Origin of the sequence: Variovorax saccharolyticus (genome assembly GCF_030316765.1) — a bacterium.
Taxonomy (GTDB): Bacteria; Pseudomonadota; Gammaproteobacteria; order Burkholderiales; family Burkholderiaceae_C; genus Variovorax; species Variovorax saccharolyticus.
On sequence record NZ_JASZYT010000002.1, the window covers coordinates 426,201 to 443,225 of the forward strand.

13 protein-coding genes are annotated in these 17,025 nt (G+C 59.2%); 6 read left to right on the forward strand and 7 right to left on the reverse strand.

Going from position 1 to position 17,025, the window contains the following annotated elements:
* Positions 1–2: 2 nt before the first annotated feature.
* The 4 genes from QTI45_RS35325 (at position 3) to QTI45_RS08140 (ending at position 4,296) form a co-directional block, all read left to right on the forward strand.
* A complete protein-coding gene (locus tag QTI45_RS35325; RefSeq protein WP_353621287.1) occupies positions 3–401 on the forward strand; it encodes a GtrA family protein in 399 nt (132 codons plus the stop codon).
* Between the two features lie 141 nt (positions 402–542).
* Complete coding sequence (locus QTI45_RS08130) at positions 543–2,369, forward strand: glycosyltransferase family 4 protein (protein WP_286653996.1); 1,827 nt, start codon at positions 543–545, stop codon at positions 2,367–2,369.
* A gap of 5 nt (positions 2,370–2,374) precedes the next feature.
* The gene (locus QTI45_RS08135; RefSeq protein ID WP_286653997.1) at positions 2,375–3,097 is read left to right on the forward strand and encodes a glycosyltransferase family 2 protein; all 723 of its coding nucleotides are present in this window, start codon (positions 2,375–2,377) and stop codon (positions 3,095–3,097) included.
* A gap of 47 nt (positions 3,098–3,144) precedes the next feature.
* A complete protein-coding gene (locus QTI45_RS08140) occupies positions 3,145–4,296 on the forward strand; it encodes a class I SAM-dependent methyltransferase (RefSeq protein ID WP_286653998.1) in 1,152 nt (383 codons plus the stop codon).
* 490 nt (positions 4,297–4,786) lie between these two features.
* Here the strand turns inward: QTI45_RS08140 and QTI45_RS08145 are convergent, their stop codons facing one another.
* The 6 genes from QTI45_RS08145 to QTI45_RS08170 form a co-directional block, all read right to left on the reverse strand.
* The gene (locus QTI45_RS08145) at positions 4,787–5,668 is read right to left on the reverse strand and encodes a glycosyltransferase family A protein (protein WP_286653999.1); all 882 of its coding nucleotides are present in this window, start codon (positions 5,666–5,668) and stop codon (positions 4,787–4,789) included.
* On the reverse strand, positions 5,665–9,702 hold the full coding sequence (locus QTI45_RS08150; protein WP_286654000.1) for a rhamnan synthesis F family protein: 4,038 nt from the start codon (positions 9,700–9,702) through the stop codon (positions 5,665–5,667). Before QTI45_RS08150 ends, QTI45_RS08145 begins: the two co-directional genes overlap by 4 nt.
* Before the next feature lie 238 nt (positions 9,703–9,940).
* The gene (gene gmd / locus QTI45_RS08155; protein WP_286654001.1) at positions 9,941–10,978 is read right to left on the reverse strand and encodes a GDP-mannose 4,6-dehydratase; all 1,038 of its coding nucleotides are present in this window, start codon (positions 10,976–10,978) and stop codon (positions 9,941–9,943) included.
* Positions 10,979–11,057: 79 nt separating this feature from the next.
* Entirely contained in the window at positions 11,058–11,759 is a 702-nt protein-coding gene (locus tag QTI45_RS08160) for an ABC transporter ATP-binding protein (RefSeq protein ID WP_286654002.1), read from the reverse strand.
* A 6-nt stretch (positions 11,760–11,765) separates the two neighbouring features.
* The gene (locus QTI45_RS08165) at positions 11,766–12,569 is read right to left on the reverse strand and encodes an ABC transporter permease (RefSeq protein ID WP_286654003.1); all 804 of its coding nucleotides are present in this window, start codon (positions 12,567–12,569) and stop codon (positions 11,766–11,768) included.
* Entirely contained in the window at positions 12,566–13,984 is a 1,419-nt protein-coding gene (locus tag QTI45_RS08170) for a mannose-1-phosphate guanylyltransferase/mannose-6-phosphate isomerase (RefSeq protein WP_286654004.1), read from the reverse strand. The genes QTI45_RS08165 and QTI45_RS08170 overlap by 4 nt, the downstream gene beginning before the upstream one ends.
* A 215-nt stretch (positions 13,985–14,199) precedes the next feature.
* Here QTI45_RS08170 and QTI45_RS08175 point away from each other — a divergent pair, with 215 nt between their 5' ends.
* On the forward strand, positions 14,200–15,192 hold the full coding sequence (locus QTI45_RS08175; RefSeq protein ID WP_286654005.1) for a glycosyltransferase family 2 protein: 993 nt from the start codon (positions 14,200–14,202) through the stop codon (positions 15,190–15,192).
* Between the two features lie 31 nt (positions 15,193–15,223).
* Positions 15,224–16,276, forward strand: coding sequence for a glycosyltransferase family 2 protein (locus QTI45_RS08180; RefSeq protein ID WP_286654006.1), 1,053 nt, complete (start codon positions 15,224–15,226; stop codon positions 16,274–16,276).
* On the opposite strand, the gene QTI45_RS08185 is transcribed toward QTI45_RS08180, so the two are convergent.
* Positions 16,258–17,025, reverse strand: a complete 768-nt coding sequence (locus QTI45_RS08185) for a glycosyltransferase family 2 protein (protein ID WP_286654007.1) — start codon at positions 17,023–17,025, stop codon at positions 16,258–16,260. The two genes, QTI45_RS08180 and QTI45_RS08185, sit on opposite strands and share 19 nt — an antisense overlap.

Consider the following 17,025-nt stretch of genomic DNA (forward strand, 5'->3'; position numbering starts at 1 on the left):
TTGTGCAACGAATAGTTTCGCTTCAATTTTTTCGGTTTCTTGCGGTCGGAGTTGTCAATTCGTTGACCGGGTTAGCTATTATCTGCGGTGCCAAATATTTCTTCGAAATGGGGGATATCTCAGCGAACGCACTGGGATACGCGGTTGGCATATGCGTAAGCTTTATGTTGAACAGCCGATGGACATTTGACTATGAAGGGCCTTTGATTTCTGCCTCGGCAAAGTTTTTGCTGGTAACTGCTTTCGCCTATGGCATGAATCTTCTAGTGGTCATTTTTGCGATCAGATTGCTGAATTCCAATACTTATTTGGCCCAGGCATTAGGAGCTCCAGCTTACACGTTGACTGCCTACCTTGCAAGCAAACATCTCGTATTCCGGAGTCCATCTAGCCTTGAGTAGCTGTTGTTATATATCGCGAAGCATTCTGGCTATTTTTGGGATTCTTCAGGAAAGAATGGCGCCCCGAACTCGTTGGGTGAATCACTATGCGAGAATCCGTCGGATCGCTGGATGCTCAAAGTTTGAGATCAATTCTTACTTATGGTTGCTGCCGTGAATGATATTGATTTAATCAAAAACTCGACATATTTTGATGCCGATTTCTATCGCGATCGGTATCCAGAAATCGCGCAAGTCGACCCGTACACGCACTACATCGAATGCGGTGGCTCGCAAGGTCTGTGGCCAAGTGCTTTTTTTGATCCCCTGGCCTATTGGGCGGCATATCCGGACGTGCGGAGCGCACGAGTCAATCCGCTAGTGCATTTTTTGCGCATTGGACTCAGGGAACAGCGTTGGGCGGGCGTTATCCCAGTTATTCACGCGAGTGCCTGCGCCTACCAGCCGTCAAAATCTGACAGTGAAGCATTGGAGGCTATTGCAGCGTCCGAGTTATTTGATGCGTCCTGGTATCGCAAGACATATGGAGATCTGCGTGGCCTAGACCCGGCAGAGCACTACGTCAGCGTAGGGGCTGCGCTTGGCTGGTCGCCTAGCCCTGAGTTCAATGGCATAGCCTATTCTCGCGTGCACAAGGACATCGGCACGATGAACCCGCTGCTTCACTACTTGCGCTACGGTCGAGTCGAAGGTCGACGGCTTTGTATTTCGCGTTCTATCAAAGACGTAATTCAGCGGGAACTTCCGGCGTTGGCGCAGATTGAGCCAGATTTGATGGCGGATAACCAGCTGTTCGAGGACTTGGACACATTGACTTCGGTCTTCAGCATGCCGCGGGGTGCGGCCGCGGCGTGTTGGCGACGACTTTGGGCGCAGGTCGGACCAAAGGTGGAGCATTTGGTTTTTGTCCCTTGGCTAATACGCGGCGGCGCTGATCTAGCGGCCGTCAATGTTGTCAGGGTCTTGCAGCAGCGTGTTGGAGTTCACTCTGTTGCCCTGATCGTCACAGATTATTCTGACATGTCGGCTGCCGATTGGTTGCCCGAAGGTACTCGGTTCGTCCGCCTATCTGACACGAATTCGGCCCTGTCCGCTGGGGATCGGAAGACATTGGTCGAAAAATTGATTTGGACACTACGACCAAAATCGGTCTTTAATGTTAATAGCCGTGCTTGTTGGGAAGCCACGGTTCATGCCGGACGGGCGCTAGCGCGAATGACGACACTGAACGCGTTGCTATTTTGCCGTGACTACAATGCGGACGGGCGAGCAGTTGGCTACAGCGATACGCATTTCCGTGGTGCCATATCTCATCTGCATCGCGTTTATTTTGATACGCGCTATTTTATTGCAGAGCTGGTGACCCAGTATGGCCTGCCGCCAGTTTTGGAAGCCAAACTCCATTATCTGCCACAACCTTCCCCCGGCCTATCGACCCTACAGCCGACGAGCGCCACGACCGGACGTCCCCGCATATTGTGGGCAGGACGCTTCTCAGCACAGAAGAACACCGAACTGCTCGTCAAAATCGTGAAAGAAGGTGCCGAATTCGATTTCGATATCTGGGGCAGCGGCCAAGCAGACATAGAGTGTCAGCTTCATGAGCTCGCGGCGAGCCGATCCAATATGCACCTGTGTGGCACCTTTTCCTCGTTGGATGAACTGCATCCAGAGCAGTACACGGCCTTCCTTTTCACTTCGCGTTACGAGGGTATGCCGACGATCATCTTAAGCATCGCTGCCGCTGGACTGCCGATCGTTGCGACTGCCGTTGGAGGTGTTAGCGAGATGATTGACGATCAGACCGGCTGGCCGATTTCCGATCTCGACGACCCACATCCGTATCTTGAGGCCTTGAGACAGATTGCGCAAGATTCTGCATTGGTCGATCAGAAGCTGGAAGCGATGAATCGACGTATGCTCACGGAGCGTTCCGCAATGGCCTTTGAAAAAAAACTATCGGATTGAATCTTATGGAATCCTGCGATATATCGGTGATCGTGAATGGCCACCGCGAAGGTCTGCTGTTGCTGCCTTCACTGCGCAGCGCGGCGGAGTCCATTTCACAAGCACGGAAATGGGGTTTGCGCTGCGAGATGATCGTTGCCCTCGACAGGCCCGATGAATTGACATCCCAGATGTCGGTCAATGCGGGTCGGCTCGAAGCTTCGGCGCGCCAGATCGACGTCGATCTGGGCGATCTTGGAGAAAGCCGCAACGCGGCTGTGCAAAAGGCAAGGGGTAAATATGTCGCATTTTTGGATGGGGACGATCTTTGGTGTAAAGGATGGCTGCAAGATGCATTTGCTATGGCCGCCGCCGACGACCGAATGCTAGTGCTTCATCCGGATTTCAACGTTTTTTTCGGCTACAACACACATGTTTTCAAACACGTTGATATGGACGATCCCGCGTTCAATGTGTCAGTGCTTGCGTTCACCAATGTTTGGACGTCGCTGTGCTTCGCGCCGCGCCAGCTTCTGCTGGATTGCCCTTACCCGAAGACTGATTTGGCCAACCAACTTGGCTATGAGGATTGGGGCTGGAACATGCGCGCAATCGCCGCAGGCGCGGTTCACAAGACGGTACTGCATACCTTCCATGCCATCCGGAACAAGGCAATCTCTTTGGTGCGACAGACATCTGCAGCGAACTGCTTTCCAGCCTATCCGACCGGTCTATTCAAGGCGGACTAACACCGCGACTTCGTCGAGTTTTCCAATCTAATCTAACCTAGGACTCCATGTCTGAACGACTGACTTTTGTTGCCGAGGCGATGCCCTACGCTTCCATGCTGGCCGCCGAGCATTTGTCGCGCTATGCACTCGTCAAACACCTGTGCGCCGATCGTCGCGTATTGGATATTGCCTGTGGCGAAGGCTATGGGAGCGCACTGATGAGCCAGTGGGGCGCCAAAGAGGTATGTGGCGTAGACGTGTCAGAAGAAGCGATTGCGAATGCAACGGGATTCTTTGGAGGTGCTGGCATCAATTTTGTAACGTTCGACGCGAGCAATTGTGCTAGCCTGCGTGAATCGCTGGGGACGTTCGATCTCATCGTGAGTTTTGAAACGATTGAACACGTGCATGACGTGGACAAGATGCTGCGCGGCTTCAAGGCGCTCTTGGCCGACGACGGTGCGATCGTCATCAGTTGTCCCAACGACGACGCGGTCATTCCTGGTGCGCCAAATGAGTTCCATCTCAAGGCCTACAGCTTTGACGATTTCCGAAAGACCGTGACCCCCGTCCTTGGCGAACCGAGCAGTTGGGCTTTCGGCACCTCGGTATTGGGGTTTGGTTCGTTTTCCTCCGACAGTGAGTTGCTCGCAAACCCACCTGGCACTATTCTGGGAATGATGTCGTGTCAGGACACTGGCGCCTCTTCCGTCATTCCTGCACAAATTGGCCACGAAGTAGACAGCAGCAACGCCGCCTATTATGTGGCGGGCTGGGGTTGTCTTCTGCCCACCTCCAGCGTGGTGGCACCCATTTCTTTCCGGGCGTACGAGTCGCCTTGGAACAACTGGCTGGCCACAAAGTCGGAGGTCGAACGCCTTACACTCGAGATTGATGGAGCGCGGCAGCGGCGTATCGCATCCGACATCACGATGGCTCGACTGCGTGAAGAAGGTGCGCAGGCGGCGCATTTTGCGGCCGCGACGGCAGACGAGTTACAAAGAAATCTCTCCGCCATGCGGCGAATCAATGACGAAACGGTTCAGCGCTGGCAGCAGACTGAGGCCCGCCTACAGCAGATTGAAGCTACGCGCTGGCACCGCGTTGGCGCCGCGTACTACAGGCTGTATAAGCTTCCAGCCGTTGGGCCGTTACTTCGAACGGTCCGGCGATCCGCTGGTGCTATGCTCCGATTGGTGCGCCAAAACGATCGATAGCGTTGGCGCAGCTTCGCTTTTGGCTAAACTTTATATCGGTGGTTCAGCCGCGCTCGGCTCATGGTTCGAACACCTCGGCCAACTTGAGTACTGGCTGTGTCTCCCTCTCACGGACCCGGCTAGCCGCTATAAGTCGGCGAGGTTTCCAATCGTCAGGTTGGCTCGTCTTAGCCGGTCTGAGTGAAAAGTAGACCCGACGACAGCGTTAGCCTGGACAGATGGCCACCAGCATCTATGCCTGATCCTTCGATCGGATAGAACGCCCAAGCGACCGACCTCAAGGCACACGGTGAAACTGTGGAAAGTATCATCGCTGGCTGCACCTTCGACCTTCGACCAACCGGCCGTGTCCTAAGGTCAGATTGGGGCACGAAAGCTACAGATCACCAGGAGCGCATGAGCCGGCGGCGCCACGCGGCTGAACTGAAGCGGCAAGTGCTGGCGGAGTGCGCAGAGCCTGGGGCGTCGGTGCCTCAAGCGCCAGGGCCACTCACCAACCAGCAACATCTGCCACGGTGACGGGCACGCCAGCGGTGAGGGGCGCAGGTGCAAGATGCTTCAATTGCTTGAGCGTTTCAGGCGACAGCGCAATCCCTGCTTTCCGTCGCGCAATTTCCGCCCGCACGCGCGCGTAGGCCTCGCTCCGCTCACGAGCGGCCTGCGGCGTTGTCGGCACGCTGTTGCTCCCATCGGTTTTGAAATTGTAGTAGCCGACGAAGGTGCCCACCTTGGCGAAATCCGCCTTCGCGCGCGCGCAGAGCCGGAGCAAGAATTCATAGTCTTCCTCCCAAGCCAGAGTCTCGTCGAAATGCAGTTCCTCTAGCGGCGCCCGGCTCCGATCGATCAGGTAGGAGTGAATTGGCGCCAAGTTTTCACGCATCAGATCGAAAAGCGTGGATCCCTTGAACGGAGCGATTTCGCGGCCAACCGTCTTCACGAAGGTCTCGTGCACTGTGACTCTCATGGTCTGTACGCTGGCGAAGGCGATAGCTGCGCCAGTGATATTGAGGCGTTCTCGCAGGATCTCGTGTGCCTCCGGAAAGAGAACGTCGTCGTAGTCTAGGAAAGACAAATACCTGCCGCTTGCGTGTCGGATTCCCTCATTGATCAGACAGCTGCGAGCGTCTAATGGCGTTGCAGCACGCCAATTGTGAATCTCCAAACGCGAATTGGGCTGTGTCTCGAACAGAGGCTGCAGTCGTCCGCGCGTCGCTGCGATGGCATCTTCACCAAAGCGCTGCGTGACCACATGGACTACTGTCGGTTGCGCATTCTGGGCGACAACCGAAAAAACCGCGCGCTCAAGCTCGATCAATCGTGCGGGCGCATGAAAACGGATGACGACATCGGTCGTCTCGGTGTGAGCGCTCATGACCAGCGAGTCCCTGAAAAACTGAAACCATGATCGAAATCGGCGACATCACGCCAATCCACGGGGACCTTTTGTCCAATGTATGCAAGTGCCCGTGCGCCCTTGCCTTGCGTAAGGGCCCATCGCGCGAAGGATCGCGACCCCCATTTTTGACCCAGCCGCGCTCCGGACTCGGCGATCATGCGCAGGGTCACATCGCTCGAGGGCCGATTGGTGACCTCATGCACGAACAAAGCTGTCGGGCAGATCACCACATCGAACCCTTGGGCCCGGACACGCCACGAGAAGTCCACGTCCTCGCAGTACATGAAGAAACCATCGTCGAAGCCACCAACGATATCGTAGATGCGTCGTGGAATCGCCAATGCAGCGCCCGAAGTCCAGTCCGTCCGCAAGGAGGCATCATCGAAAAGCTTCGGATGGTCGACGGGGAATTGGATGCACTCCACCAAGGCGGCTCCGTCATGCGCCTCGATCATGCGTGCGAGCCGGTCGATTGCGGCGGGATGGAAGAACCCATCCGGATTGGCGCACACATAGATGTCTGCGCCCTCATCAAAGGCCCGTGCCATTAAACGATTGTGAGCAGCTCCGAAACCGAGATTGCCGTGCCCTCCCTCATGGACCAGCCGCCCGGCGACTTCCGGCGAGGGCGTGCTCGGCTCGCCGTTGTCCCATAGCATGAGCATGGCAGCACCGCCCGCTGACCGTAGACAGCGGTCGAGCTGGACTGCGTCATTGTTATAGGACACGACGCCCACCGCGACTCTCAGTCGAGGAGCTGGGCGATCAAGCCCGAGTGCGCGTCGCTGGGCAGCCTCGATCAGTGGGGCCGGCGTTGCCTCAATTGGCAACAGCGTTTCCTGGCCGGGGCGCGCAATTGCGTCGGACACTCGCCAAGTACGACGGCCAAGATAGTCGTGCAACTCCGATGCGTCGTTTACGGTCTCGATCCTCGACTCGGTGCCGAAAAACTCTGCCCGGGCGACCTTGGCCCAGGTCATACCCGCAGCCTCGGTCGAGACGAAATAGAGGCGCTCGATTGCATGGGCCAGCGTTCCGTCGATCTGCCCGGCTTCAGGCTCGAAATCCTGTGCTGCGAGTTCGAGTTCGAGCAACGGCTTGAGCGCTGAAGTGCGGGCCCAAAACATCGAACCCGATGGAAAATCGAGCGCCGCGTGATCGTCGAGTGTCAACCCCATGCGGCGCGCAAGATCGGCGGCCTTTCGAAAATTGCCGCCCCAACTTCCCCACTGCCGCATCGGCTCGTAATGCTGCGGTGCAATCATGCCCAACTCCGGCGCAGCGGCGAAGGCGCCGAAGATGGATCGCACGACCTCGGGCGAGCCGGCAAGCGTCAGCAGGAGATATTCGCGCCAGTGCTGCAGCAACGGATGGTGCGAGGATTCCTTTGAATGCAAATGCAGGCAGAGATCGTAGTGCGGATAGACGTCACGGAAGCTCACTAGCTTGGGCGCGATGTCGCGCCCGCGATTGGCCACAAGCCGAACTTCGAACTTGCCTTCAGTCCACGTCGCAAAGACAGTTTCAATTCGTCGCTTTTTCTCGGAATCGTCGGTCGAGATGAAGACGTCGAATGGGAAAGGAATGTTGCGAAGAACGGAAGCGATTTCCACCGCCAGATCTGCATGGAATAGGTGGCACACCACCGCGATGCGCCCCGGTTGGCTCGAGACACTTCGTGCCAAGCCGCTAGGCACGGCAAATGCGAAATCGTCGACGGTATCGCGCAATGCACGCGGCGCAGCGGGAGGCTTGGGAGCGCTGCGCTCGCCCGCCTCGATGATGGCCACGCTTAGCTCTGCTACTTGAGGGTCAAAGCCCTGGGCCGACAAGACCTCTCGCCAATCGGAGTTCTCAACCGCGCGCAGCACCGCCGTCTTTACGAAGGGAAATCCGTCTGCAATCAATTCCCGCCATCGCGTGATGGTCGTATTGCTTGTGATCGGAGCAGGAAAAAGCGCCTCTCTGGCGTAACCGCGCTCCTTGAAGTATGGCATCAACTTGACTTCGTAGGCATCGATGACCTCTTCCTTACTGTCGCATGTCGTGACCTTGAAAAGGAAGTCTTCGAGTTCCGGAACCGCGCGCCCCTTGGCTACCAAGAAATAACTCTGGAAATGGTGGCCTCGCTCCATGTTGTCAGTCAGGCAAAGAAGTTCGGCGTGACTTGAGCGAATACGCTTCATCGTCTCTGCAAATGAGCTTTCATTCAATGGACCAATGAGACTGTCATTGACGAGATAGAGAGTGTGCGCCTGCGATAGATCGACATCGCGAATTACATGTGCCCAAGCGGCAAAGTCAAAACCTTGGTTCTGTCGAATGTATAGCCCGTCCACCCGGTCTTCGATCCCATCAAGCAGGAATTCGCCCATTCTTTCGCTGGCGACAATGAGGGTCACGGCTACGCCCTGTCGACGCAGAGCGTCAACATAGACAGGAACATGGGGCTTGATGGTGCCATGCGGTGCGTGCGTGACAAACAGCGCCATTTCTTCTCGGGCAAGCGGCATTTTAATCCGCTTCAACGCGGCCCGAGTCACTGGCCGATGTACTCGTGGTGCTCGAGGATTTCTGCCTTCAGCTTCGCCAAAATTAAGGAAGTGAGCCAGCGGTTCGACGCCCTCGGAAGCCACATCAGGATAGGTTTCCAGATACCAGCTTGGGTCAAACCTCGTCGAGGGACGCGCGCGTTCACGCCACCCAATTCGAATATAGTGAATTAGCGGGTTGATAGACTGCTCGGCGGCGTCGGCGTGAGAAGTGAGATACCAATCCACGTCGAAGAATGGGTTAGGATTGCAACTATTCCTCGCGCCCACTTCCATGAAATGCGCGAGCGGCCCTCCGGGAAATGCCCTGGCTTCGGGGTAGGTTTCTACGTACCATTTCTTATTGAACAGGCCCGATGCGCTGACGACTTGCATATCCTTGTCGAAGGAGCTTATACGTTCGCGCAACCGACTAAGCAATTGGCCCGAGGCCGTCCACTTAATAATTTTGGCGCTGCGACGGATCATTTTGTGCAGGAATGGAATCTGATTCAAAGCTCGTCTTATGGGTTGAGTTGCACGCCACGAAGTTGAATTTTCGATGGCACTTAGTCTGTCTTGGAGAGAGCTCGCGTGCGCAACAGCCTCGGCGCATGCACGCTCGAGATCGCGTCCAGCCCGACGAAGGGCATCGCGCTCTTCGACAATCTCCAATGCTTGCTTTCGTTCGACGGAGAGTTCCCGCTCCAACTGGGCGATTTGTGCCTGAACGATCACGCGCTCGTGAGCGATTCCAGTGGCCTGACTATAGAGTCGTTCCTGTAGATCTTGTCGCTCTCGCTCCACCGCCGCGCACTCGACCCTTGAATCGGCCGCCGCCATTCGGTCGTTGATAATTTGCGCGAATGCAAGAAGTTCATATTCTGTGGGCGCGGTATCACGACGTTCCAACAACATTGCCCAAGGACAGAGAAAACTCGCGTCATAGTCCGCACGCGGCCCGAAACCATGGCGCGCAAAGAGGCGCAGCCAATGGAGCGGCGCTTGAACGTTGATATGGGTGGGTTCGATTAAATCTGTTGGACTTGACGACACCAATACGAGTGGAGCGGCCGCGCACATGCGTTCAATCGCCACCTCGCCTGCTCGTGGCAACATATGCTCCAGCACCTCGATACAGGTGACCAGATCAAAGACTCCTTCGATCGGCTCTTCGATGGAGCCCTCAGCGCAATAGGGCCTCAGTTCTATAGGTATTTGATTGATGGCGTAGTGCGAGAAGTCTCGCCCAAAAGCTGCCACACCGCGTTCGCGAAGCGCTTCGACCAAAAAGCCGATAGCACATCCAGCGTCAAAAACAGATTTGACATGCAATGTGGATTCGATATTGAGCGCAACTTCACTGAAAAAGATCGCCCAATGTGGCTCGCTTCGAGAATATGGGATCGAGCCGCAATGGCAACTATAGTATTTGCTGTCATATTGGCTTTGGTCGACGACGGGTCGCGGATCGGTCATGTCGAACAAATCTTGATAGCTTTTTATTTGAAAGGGGCATTATTGGTCATGACTGGCAACTGTCTGCCTTGCATTACAAAAAATGTTTGCCAATGCGTGGACACGTGTCGGACCCAATGCCCGTCGACTTGAGTATATCTGGTGGGATCAGACCGTTCTGATTGTCTGATCCCATGACTATCGAGTCATCATCTTGCTAGCCGCTCATTCGAAATCGAGCCTGAGCGGAGAGACGCAATCAGAAAGAGAATCCCCGTTCGTTGCGTCGCAGATCGGCCTCGACCATCATCTGACACAACTGCTCCAACTTTGTGGTTGGCTCCCAGCCAAGTTTCTCCTTGGCCTTGGCGGGATTTCCGATCAGGAGTTCGACCTCGGCGGGGCGGTAATACTTGGGGTTGATGGTGAGCACGGTCTTGCCGGTTGCCGTGTCGACTGCCGACTCATTCTCTCCGGTGCCCCTGAAGTCCACAGTAACGCCTGCGCCCTTGAATGCCATGCGGACGAATTCGCGGACCGTTTCGGTCCGGTTGGTGGCCAGCACGAATGTGTCGGGCTCATCGATCTGGAGCATTTTCCACATCCCTTCGACATACTCCTTGGCAAAGCCCCAGTCGCGCTTGGCATCCAGGTTGCCAAGTTGAAGCACCTCCAGCTTTCCTAGCTTGATCTTGGCGACCCCATCCGTGATCTTGCGGGTAACGAATTCGCGGCCTCGCAGCGGACTCTCGTGATTGAACAAAATGCCGCTGCTGCCGAAGATGCCGTAGCTCTCGCGGTAGTTCACGGTCATCCAGTGGGCATAGAGCTTGGCCACGCCGTAGGGGCTACGAGGATAGAAGGGTGTGCTTTCAACCTGTGGAACGGCCTGGACCTTGCCGAACATCTCGGAAGTGCTGGCTTGGTAGAACTTGATCTTCGGGTTCTCGAGCCGGATCGCCTCGAGGAGGTTGAGCGCCCCCATCGCAGTGATCTGGGCTGTGGTCGTCGGCTGATCGAAGCTCACTCCGACGAAACTCTGCGCCGCCAGGTTATAGACTTCGTCAGGCTCGGCATTCGTGATCAGCGACAGTGAACTGCCGAGGTCGGTCATGTCGTGCTCGGTCAACTTCAAGTCCGGATTATTCTGGATCCCGAGTTCTTCGATGCGCCAGAAATTGACCGAACTGGTTCTTCGGAATGTGCCGTAGACGGTGTAGCCCTTGCTGAGCAGCAGTTGAGCCAGATAGGCTCCATCCTGACCGGTGATGCCAGTGACGATCGCACGCCGTTTCATGAGACTCCTTTGAAGTGAGAGAAGCTGCACCGCGCCAGCGTTGTTGCGTCCACGACGCGAATCCGATCAGGGGCCGGCGTCATCGTTCCACGATCCGGCCGTGCTCCAGATGGATCACCCGATTGCACTCCTTGGCGATCAGGTCCGGAGAATGCGATGCCAGCACCAGGATGCCCGATTTCGCCACGACATCTTTCATGCGCTTTTCCGCTTTGCCCGTGAACTCGGCATCGCCGACCGACAGCCACTCGTCCATCAGCAGGATGTCGGCTTCAACGCTGGTCGAAATCGAGAATGCGAGACGCATGAGCATGCCGGTGGAGTACGTCCGCACCGGCATGTTGACGTATTCGCCCAGCCCGCTGAACTCGCAGATTTCGGGAGTCAGCGCATCGATCTGCTTCTTGCTCATGCCCATGACGAGGCCACGAAGCATGATGTTCTCGATGCCGGTGGCGTCGGCTTCGATGCCCAGCGAGGGATCGATCAGGCTGGACACCGATCCTTGCCGGACAAACTCGCCCGAGGACGGTTCATAGACTCCGGCGAGGGCGCGCAGCAGCGTCGACTTGCCGGCGCCATTGTGGCCGATCAGGCCCAGCCGGTCGCCGCTTTTCAATTCCAGGTTGATGTCGCTCAGGGCCTGGACGACATTGACGCCGGTCTCCTTGCCGAAGCGGCCGCCGGTGACCGACGCGGCGAGGGTTTTCTTGAAGGAGGCGGCGCCGGCGCCATAGATCGGGAAGTTGACCGAAACGTTCTTGAGTGAAATGAAAGCCATGATTGTTTACAGCCAGTAGACGACGCGCCTGCGGTACTTCGCGAACAGCATGCTCGACACCACCAGCGTTACCGCAGTCCAGCCCAGGATGCCCCACCAGTTGTGGCTTTCGGACACGCCGCCCATCAGCGGCGCGCGCAACAGGTCCAGCATCTGGGCGAACGGATTCCAGAGAATGTACTTGGCACGCCCGGGAAGGCTGGAGGGGAGCCAGAAAACGGGTGTCAGGAACATCAGCATCTGCATGACGCTGGTCACGATCTGGGTCACGTCGCGGAAGCGGGTGCAGACCAGCCCGAGGGCGATGCCGATCGCTTGCGCATTGACGAGCAGAAGCAGGAAGGCAGGGACGAATAGCAGGGCGGACCAGGACAGGGAAATGCCAGCCCAGATAGCCACTGGCACATAGAGAATGATCTGGTGCCCGAACTGAATCAGGTTCCGCGCCATGCTCCGCCAGACGAACAGGCTGATAGGAAAATAGCCTTGCTTGAGGTAGTTGCCGGAGCCGATGAAGGCGTTGCAGGAGTCGGTCACCATGCTGGCGAAGAAGCCCCAGAAGATGATGCCGAGCGCCAGGTGCGGGAAGAACTTGGAGAGCTCGGTGCCGAACAGCGAGCTGTAGAGCGGCCCCATGCCGCCGATCATGGCGGCCATGCTCAGCGTCAGCCACAGCGGACCCAGCATGGAGCGGCGATAGCGCAGGACGATGTCGAACCAGGCGAGCGTCCACCAGATGTCGGTGCGGCGGGTGCCTTCCCACCAGTCGGTCCAGGCGCTGCGATGCAGATTGGAATGTGCTTGACTCATGCGCGTCCGTAGGTATCGGCCAGCCGCACGATGTCGTCTTCGCCGAGGTAGGCGCCGCACTGAACTTCGATGAGCACGAGTTCATCATTGCCGATGTTGGTCAATCGATGTCTTTCTTTGAGAGGGATGTAACGATATTGTCCGGGCAGCGTTTCGTACTGAGCGTCGCCGACCTGCACCATGGCGGTGCCACGGACCACCACCCAATGCTCCGCGCGCTGGTGATGGTATTGCAGCGACAGCGACTGGCCCGGCTTGACCGTGATGCGCTTGACCTTGTAGCCGTCTTCTTCCTTGAGCGAAGCATACGTGCCCCACGGCCGGTGGACGACGGCTGGAAGTTGCACCGCGTCGTGCTTTCTCGCCGCGAGCGCGTCGAAGATTTCATCGACGCGGCCCACGCTGTCCTTGTGCGCGACGAGCAGCGCATCGGGCGTGTCGACAACCACCAGGTCATGGACGCCCAACAGGCCAACCAGCTTGGGCCCGTGGCTGTCGATACGAACGTCGGTGCCACTGGCGTCGAGCGCGACGGAGCCGGTCGGCAGCGTGTTGCCGTCCGCGTCCGCGGCCTGGGCGTGGGCAACCTGGGGCCAACTGGCGACGTCGCTCCAGCTGAATCTGGCGGGAATCACCTGGAGGTTGTCCGCGAGTGATGCCAGCGCCAGCGGGAATTCCACGGCCGGCAGGCGCTCAAAAGCCTCGACATCGAGTGAGACCTTGCTGCCGCTGGTCTGCGACGACTCGACCACCTGTCGTGCCGCGGCCAGCAGCCCGGGCGCATGGTGTTCGAGAGCTGAAATGATCGTTTCAGCCTTGCCGCAAAGCATTCCGCTGTCCCAGTAGTACCGATCGCTGGCGAGATACTGTCGAGCAGCTTGGCCGTCAGGCGCCGCGACCATCCCCAGGGCAGCCTGGCTTTCGCTCGAACGTCGCTCGACCTCGATGTATCCGCAGCGGGTATCGGGACCCGTGGGATTGATTCCCCACACCACGAGCCGGCCTTGGTTCGCGAATTCGAAGGCTTCGGCTGTGCTGGCCGTGAAGGCTTCGGCATCGGGCACGAGATGGTCGGCCGACAGGACCAGCATCACTGTTTCCCCTCCGAATTCCCGGGCGCACTGAAGCGCCGCCAGCGCGATGGCTGGACCCGTGCCCCGGCTTCCAGGCTCGAGCAGGAGCGTCGAAGGCGGTCGCGTGCGCAACTGGAGGAGCACGTCCTCGGCGAGGAACTGATGGTCCTTGCCGGTGACGACCATGAGGTCGCCGGCACCGCAAGCCTGGCCCCGTTCGATCGCTTGCTGGAGCAGAGTCGATCCGCCGAGCGTCACGAAGGGAGTCGGGAAGGCTTGCCGGGATAGCGGCCAAAGCTTGGAACCGGATCCTCCCGCGAGTACCACTGAAAGCAGTCGCATCTTTGGTCTTTCTCTGTGAGCGGGCGATTTTACCGGCCGTTGCGCAGTTCCCCCGATCGCGCGTCCCCGGATCCCGTGACCCAGTTCCTGCCCTTGCGAAGATAATCACGCGCCGCCCAAGGCCGGAGGTCCCCTCCTTGGCCGGCAACGCTGAACGACCTCAATTTTCATCCCCTGACCCGCCCCGGCCCCTCCCCGGCGGGCCCCGCAGCCCCATGACCCTCTCCGTCTCCGTCGCGCTCTGCACCTACAACGGCGCCCGCTACATCGGCGAGCAGGTCCGCAGCATCTGTCTCCAGACCTTGCCGCCCTCGGAAATCGTCTTGTCCGACGACGCCTCCACCGACGGCTGCGTCGAACTGGCGCAGGCCGCCCTCGAGGCCTGTCAGCGCGAGCGTCCGGGCCTGTCGATCCGCTTCAAGGCGATCCGCAATGCCAAGGCGCTGCGCGTCACCAAGAATTTCGAGCAGGCTGCCAGCGCCTGCACCGCCGACCTGATCGCCCTCAGCGACCAGGACGACGTCTGGCATCCCGAGCGCCTGGCCCGGATGGTGGCCGAGTTCGAGGCGCGCCCGGACCTGCTGCTGCTGCACACCGATGCCCGCCTGGTCGATGGATCGCTCGAGCCGCTCGGCAACACGCTGTTCCACGCGCTGGAGGTCAAGCCCTTCGAGCGCGCCTGGATCCATGGCGGCCGCGCCTTCGACGTCTTCCTGCGGCGCAACCTCGTGACCGGCGCGACGACCCTGTTCCGGCGCTCCCTGCTGGTCCAGGCCCTGCCTTTCCCCAAGGAGTGGCTGCACGACGAGTGGCTGGGCATCGTCGCCGCCGCGATCGGCCGGGTCGACGTGCTCGAACAGGAACTGATCGACTACCGCCAGCACGAAAGCAACCAGATCGGCGCCCGCCGAGACAGCTTCATGGGCAAGGTGCGCAAGGCCCTGGCGTCCCGTGGCACGACCCACCAGGAACGCGCGCGGAAGGCCGAACTACTGCTCGAACGCCTGCAGTCGCTGGGCGACCAGGTGGCTGCGGATACCATCCAGAAGCTGCGCGACAAGCTCGAACACCAGCGTTTCCGGGCCGCGCTGCCGGCGTCGCGCCTGGCACGCTGCGTGCCGGTGCTGCGCGAAGCCATGACCGGCCGCTACGAGAAGTTCGGCCGCGGCGCGCGCGGCGTCGTGCGCGACCTGTTCGAATCCGTCTGAGACCGCCCCGATGAATCACAAGCCACGCTGAATGCCCGCCAACATCGATTCCCCCGCTGCCGCCAAGCCCACCGTCGTCGTCGTCATCCCGTTCTACAACGGCGCCGACTTCATCGAGCGCGCCGTCAAGAGCATCTTCAACCAGACGGTGTCCGCTGATGAAGTGTTCGTCGTCAACGACGGCTCGCGCCCGGAAGAGCGGGAAGCGCTGGTAGCGCTGGCCGAACGTTATCCGTTCCGAATCATCGACAAGGAGAACGGCGGCCAGGGCTCGGCGCGCAACGCGGGCGTGGCGGCGTCGCGTTCGGACTACATCTGCTTCCTGGATCAGGACGATTTCTATCTTCCGAACCACATCGAGCTCCTCGCGAACGCCATCCCCGGGGACGACGCGCGCTTCGGCTTCGTCTACGCGGATCTCTACGAGGCGGATGTCGACGGCAACGTGGTGCGCACCGAACTCGTCAAGCAGCACTCGAAGGACCATCCCAAGACCAGCATCTTCGACATCCTGCGCTACGACATGTTCGTGCTGCCGTCGGCGACGCTGGTCAGCCGCGCGGCCTTCGACGCCGTGCAGGGCTTCGATCCGCAGTTCATGGGTTTCGAGGACGACGACCTGTTCCTGCGAATCTTCCGCAAGGGCTACAGCAACCATTTCCTCGACCGCGCGGTCACGGTCTGGTGCATCCACACCGAGAGCACCTCGTTCGGCATCCGCATGATCCGCAGCCGCTACCGCTTCTTCCTGAAGCTCGCCGCGCTGTTTCCGGACGAACCGAAGCGCAATCGCTACTACCTGCGCGACTACCTGATGCCGCGCTTCGGCAAGCTGTTCGTCGATCACGCGATCCAGGCCATCAAGCTCGACAACGAGTACCGCGAAGAGATGTTCGCCCATCTCGACGACTACGCCCGGATGGTCCTGACCAACCCCTACGTCGGCTTCAAGGCCAAGACCAAGCTGCGGCTGACCCGCTTCCTGCTCTCCCACAGCACCCCCGGCATGGTCCGCGCCATCGGCGCCGCCACCAAGCTGCCCCTGATCCGCGGCTTCCGCCGGCTCTACCGCGCCGAGGCCTGAGCCTTGCGCAGGGCGCCGCGGAAGCGCCAGAACGCGGCCGAACTCCACACCTTCAGCAGGCTGGTCACGTGCCAGTACAGGTGCCGGTGGCTGGTGCGGCTGGCGCGTTGGGCGTCGTGCCGGGCCAGCAGGTCTTCCGCCACCTGCAGCTTCCAGCCGGCGAGCTGGGTGCGGGCGCAGATGTCGAAATCTTCCCCGTACATGAAGAAGCGCTCGTCGAAGCCGCCGAGCTCGCGGTAGGCGTCGCTGCGGAACAGCATGAACAGCCCCGGGATCCAGTGGGGCACCGCGGGGCGCTGGTATCCGGGCCGCCGGCGCACCAGGATCTCGTACGGCGTGATGATCGCCCGGTGCTGCTCCGGCTCGTCCTTGCCGGGCTCGAGGATGCGTGGCGTCAGCAGGCCGCAGTCCGGCCGCGCCTGGGCCACCAGCGGCGCCAGGATGTCGCGATCGAAGCGGATGTCCGGGTTCAGCACCAGGAACCACGGCGTCGGGCAGTGGCCGAAGGCCTGGTTGTGGTTGGCGCCGAAGCCCATCGGGGCCGGATTCTCGATCCGCTCCACCTCGAAGCCCCAGTGCAGGCCCGCCAGCGCATCGGTCTCGGGAATGTTGATCGTCAGCACCACCTTGGCGACCGTGCCGCGGCTGAAGCGGTCGAGCTCCTCCATCAGGGGGCGCACTAGGTCGAGCTGGCCGTGGCTCACGATCGACACCGTGATGGAGGCAGGGGAAGAGGGGGGCATCGGCAT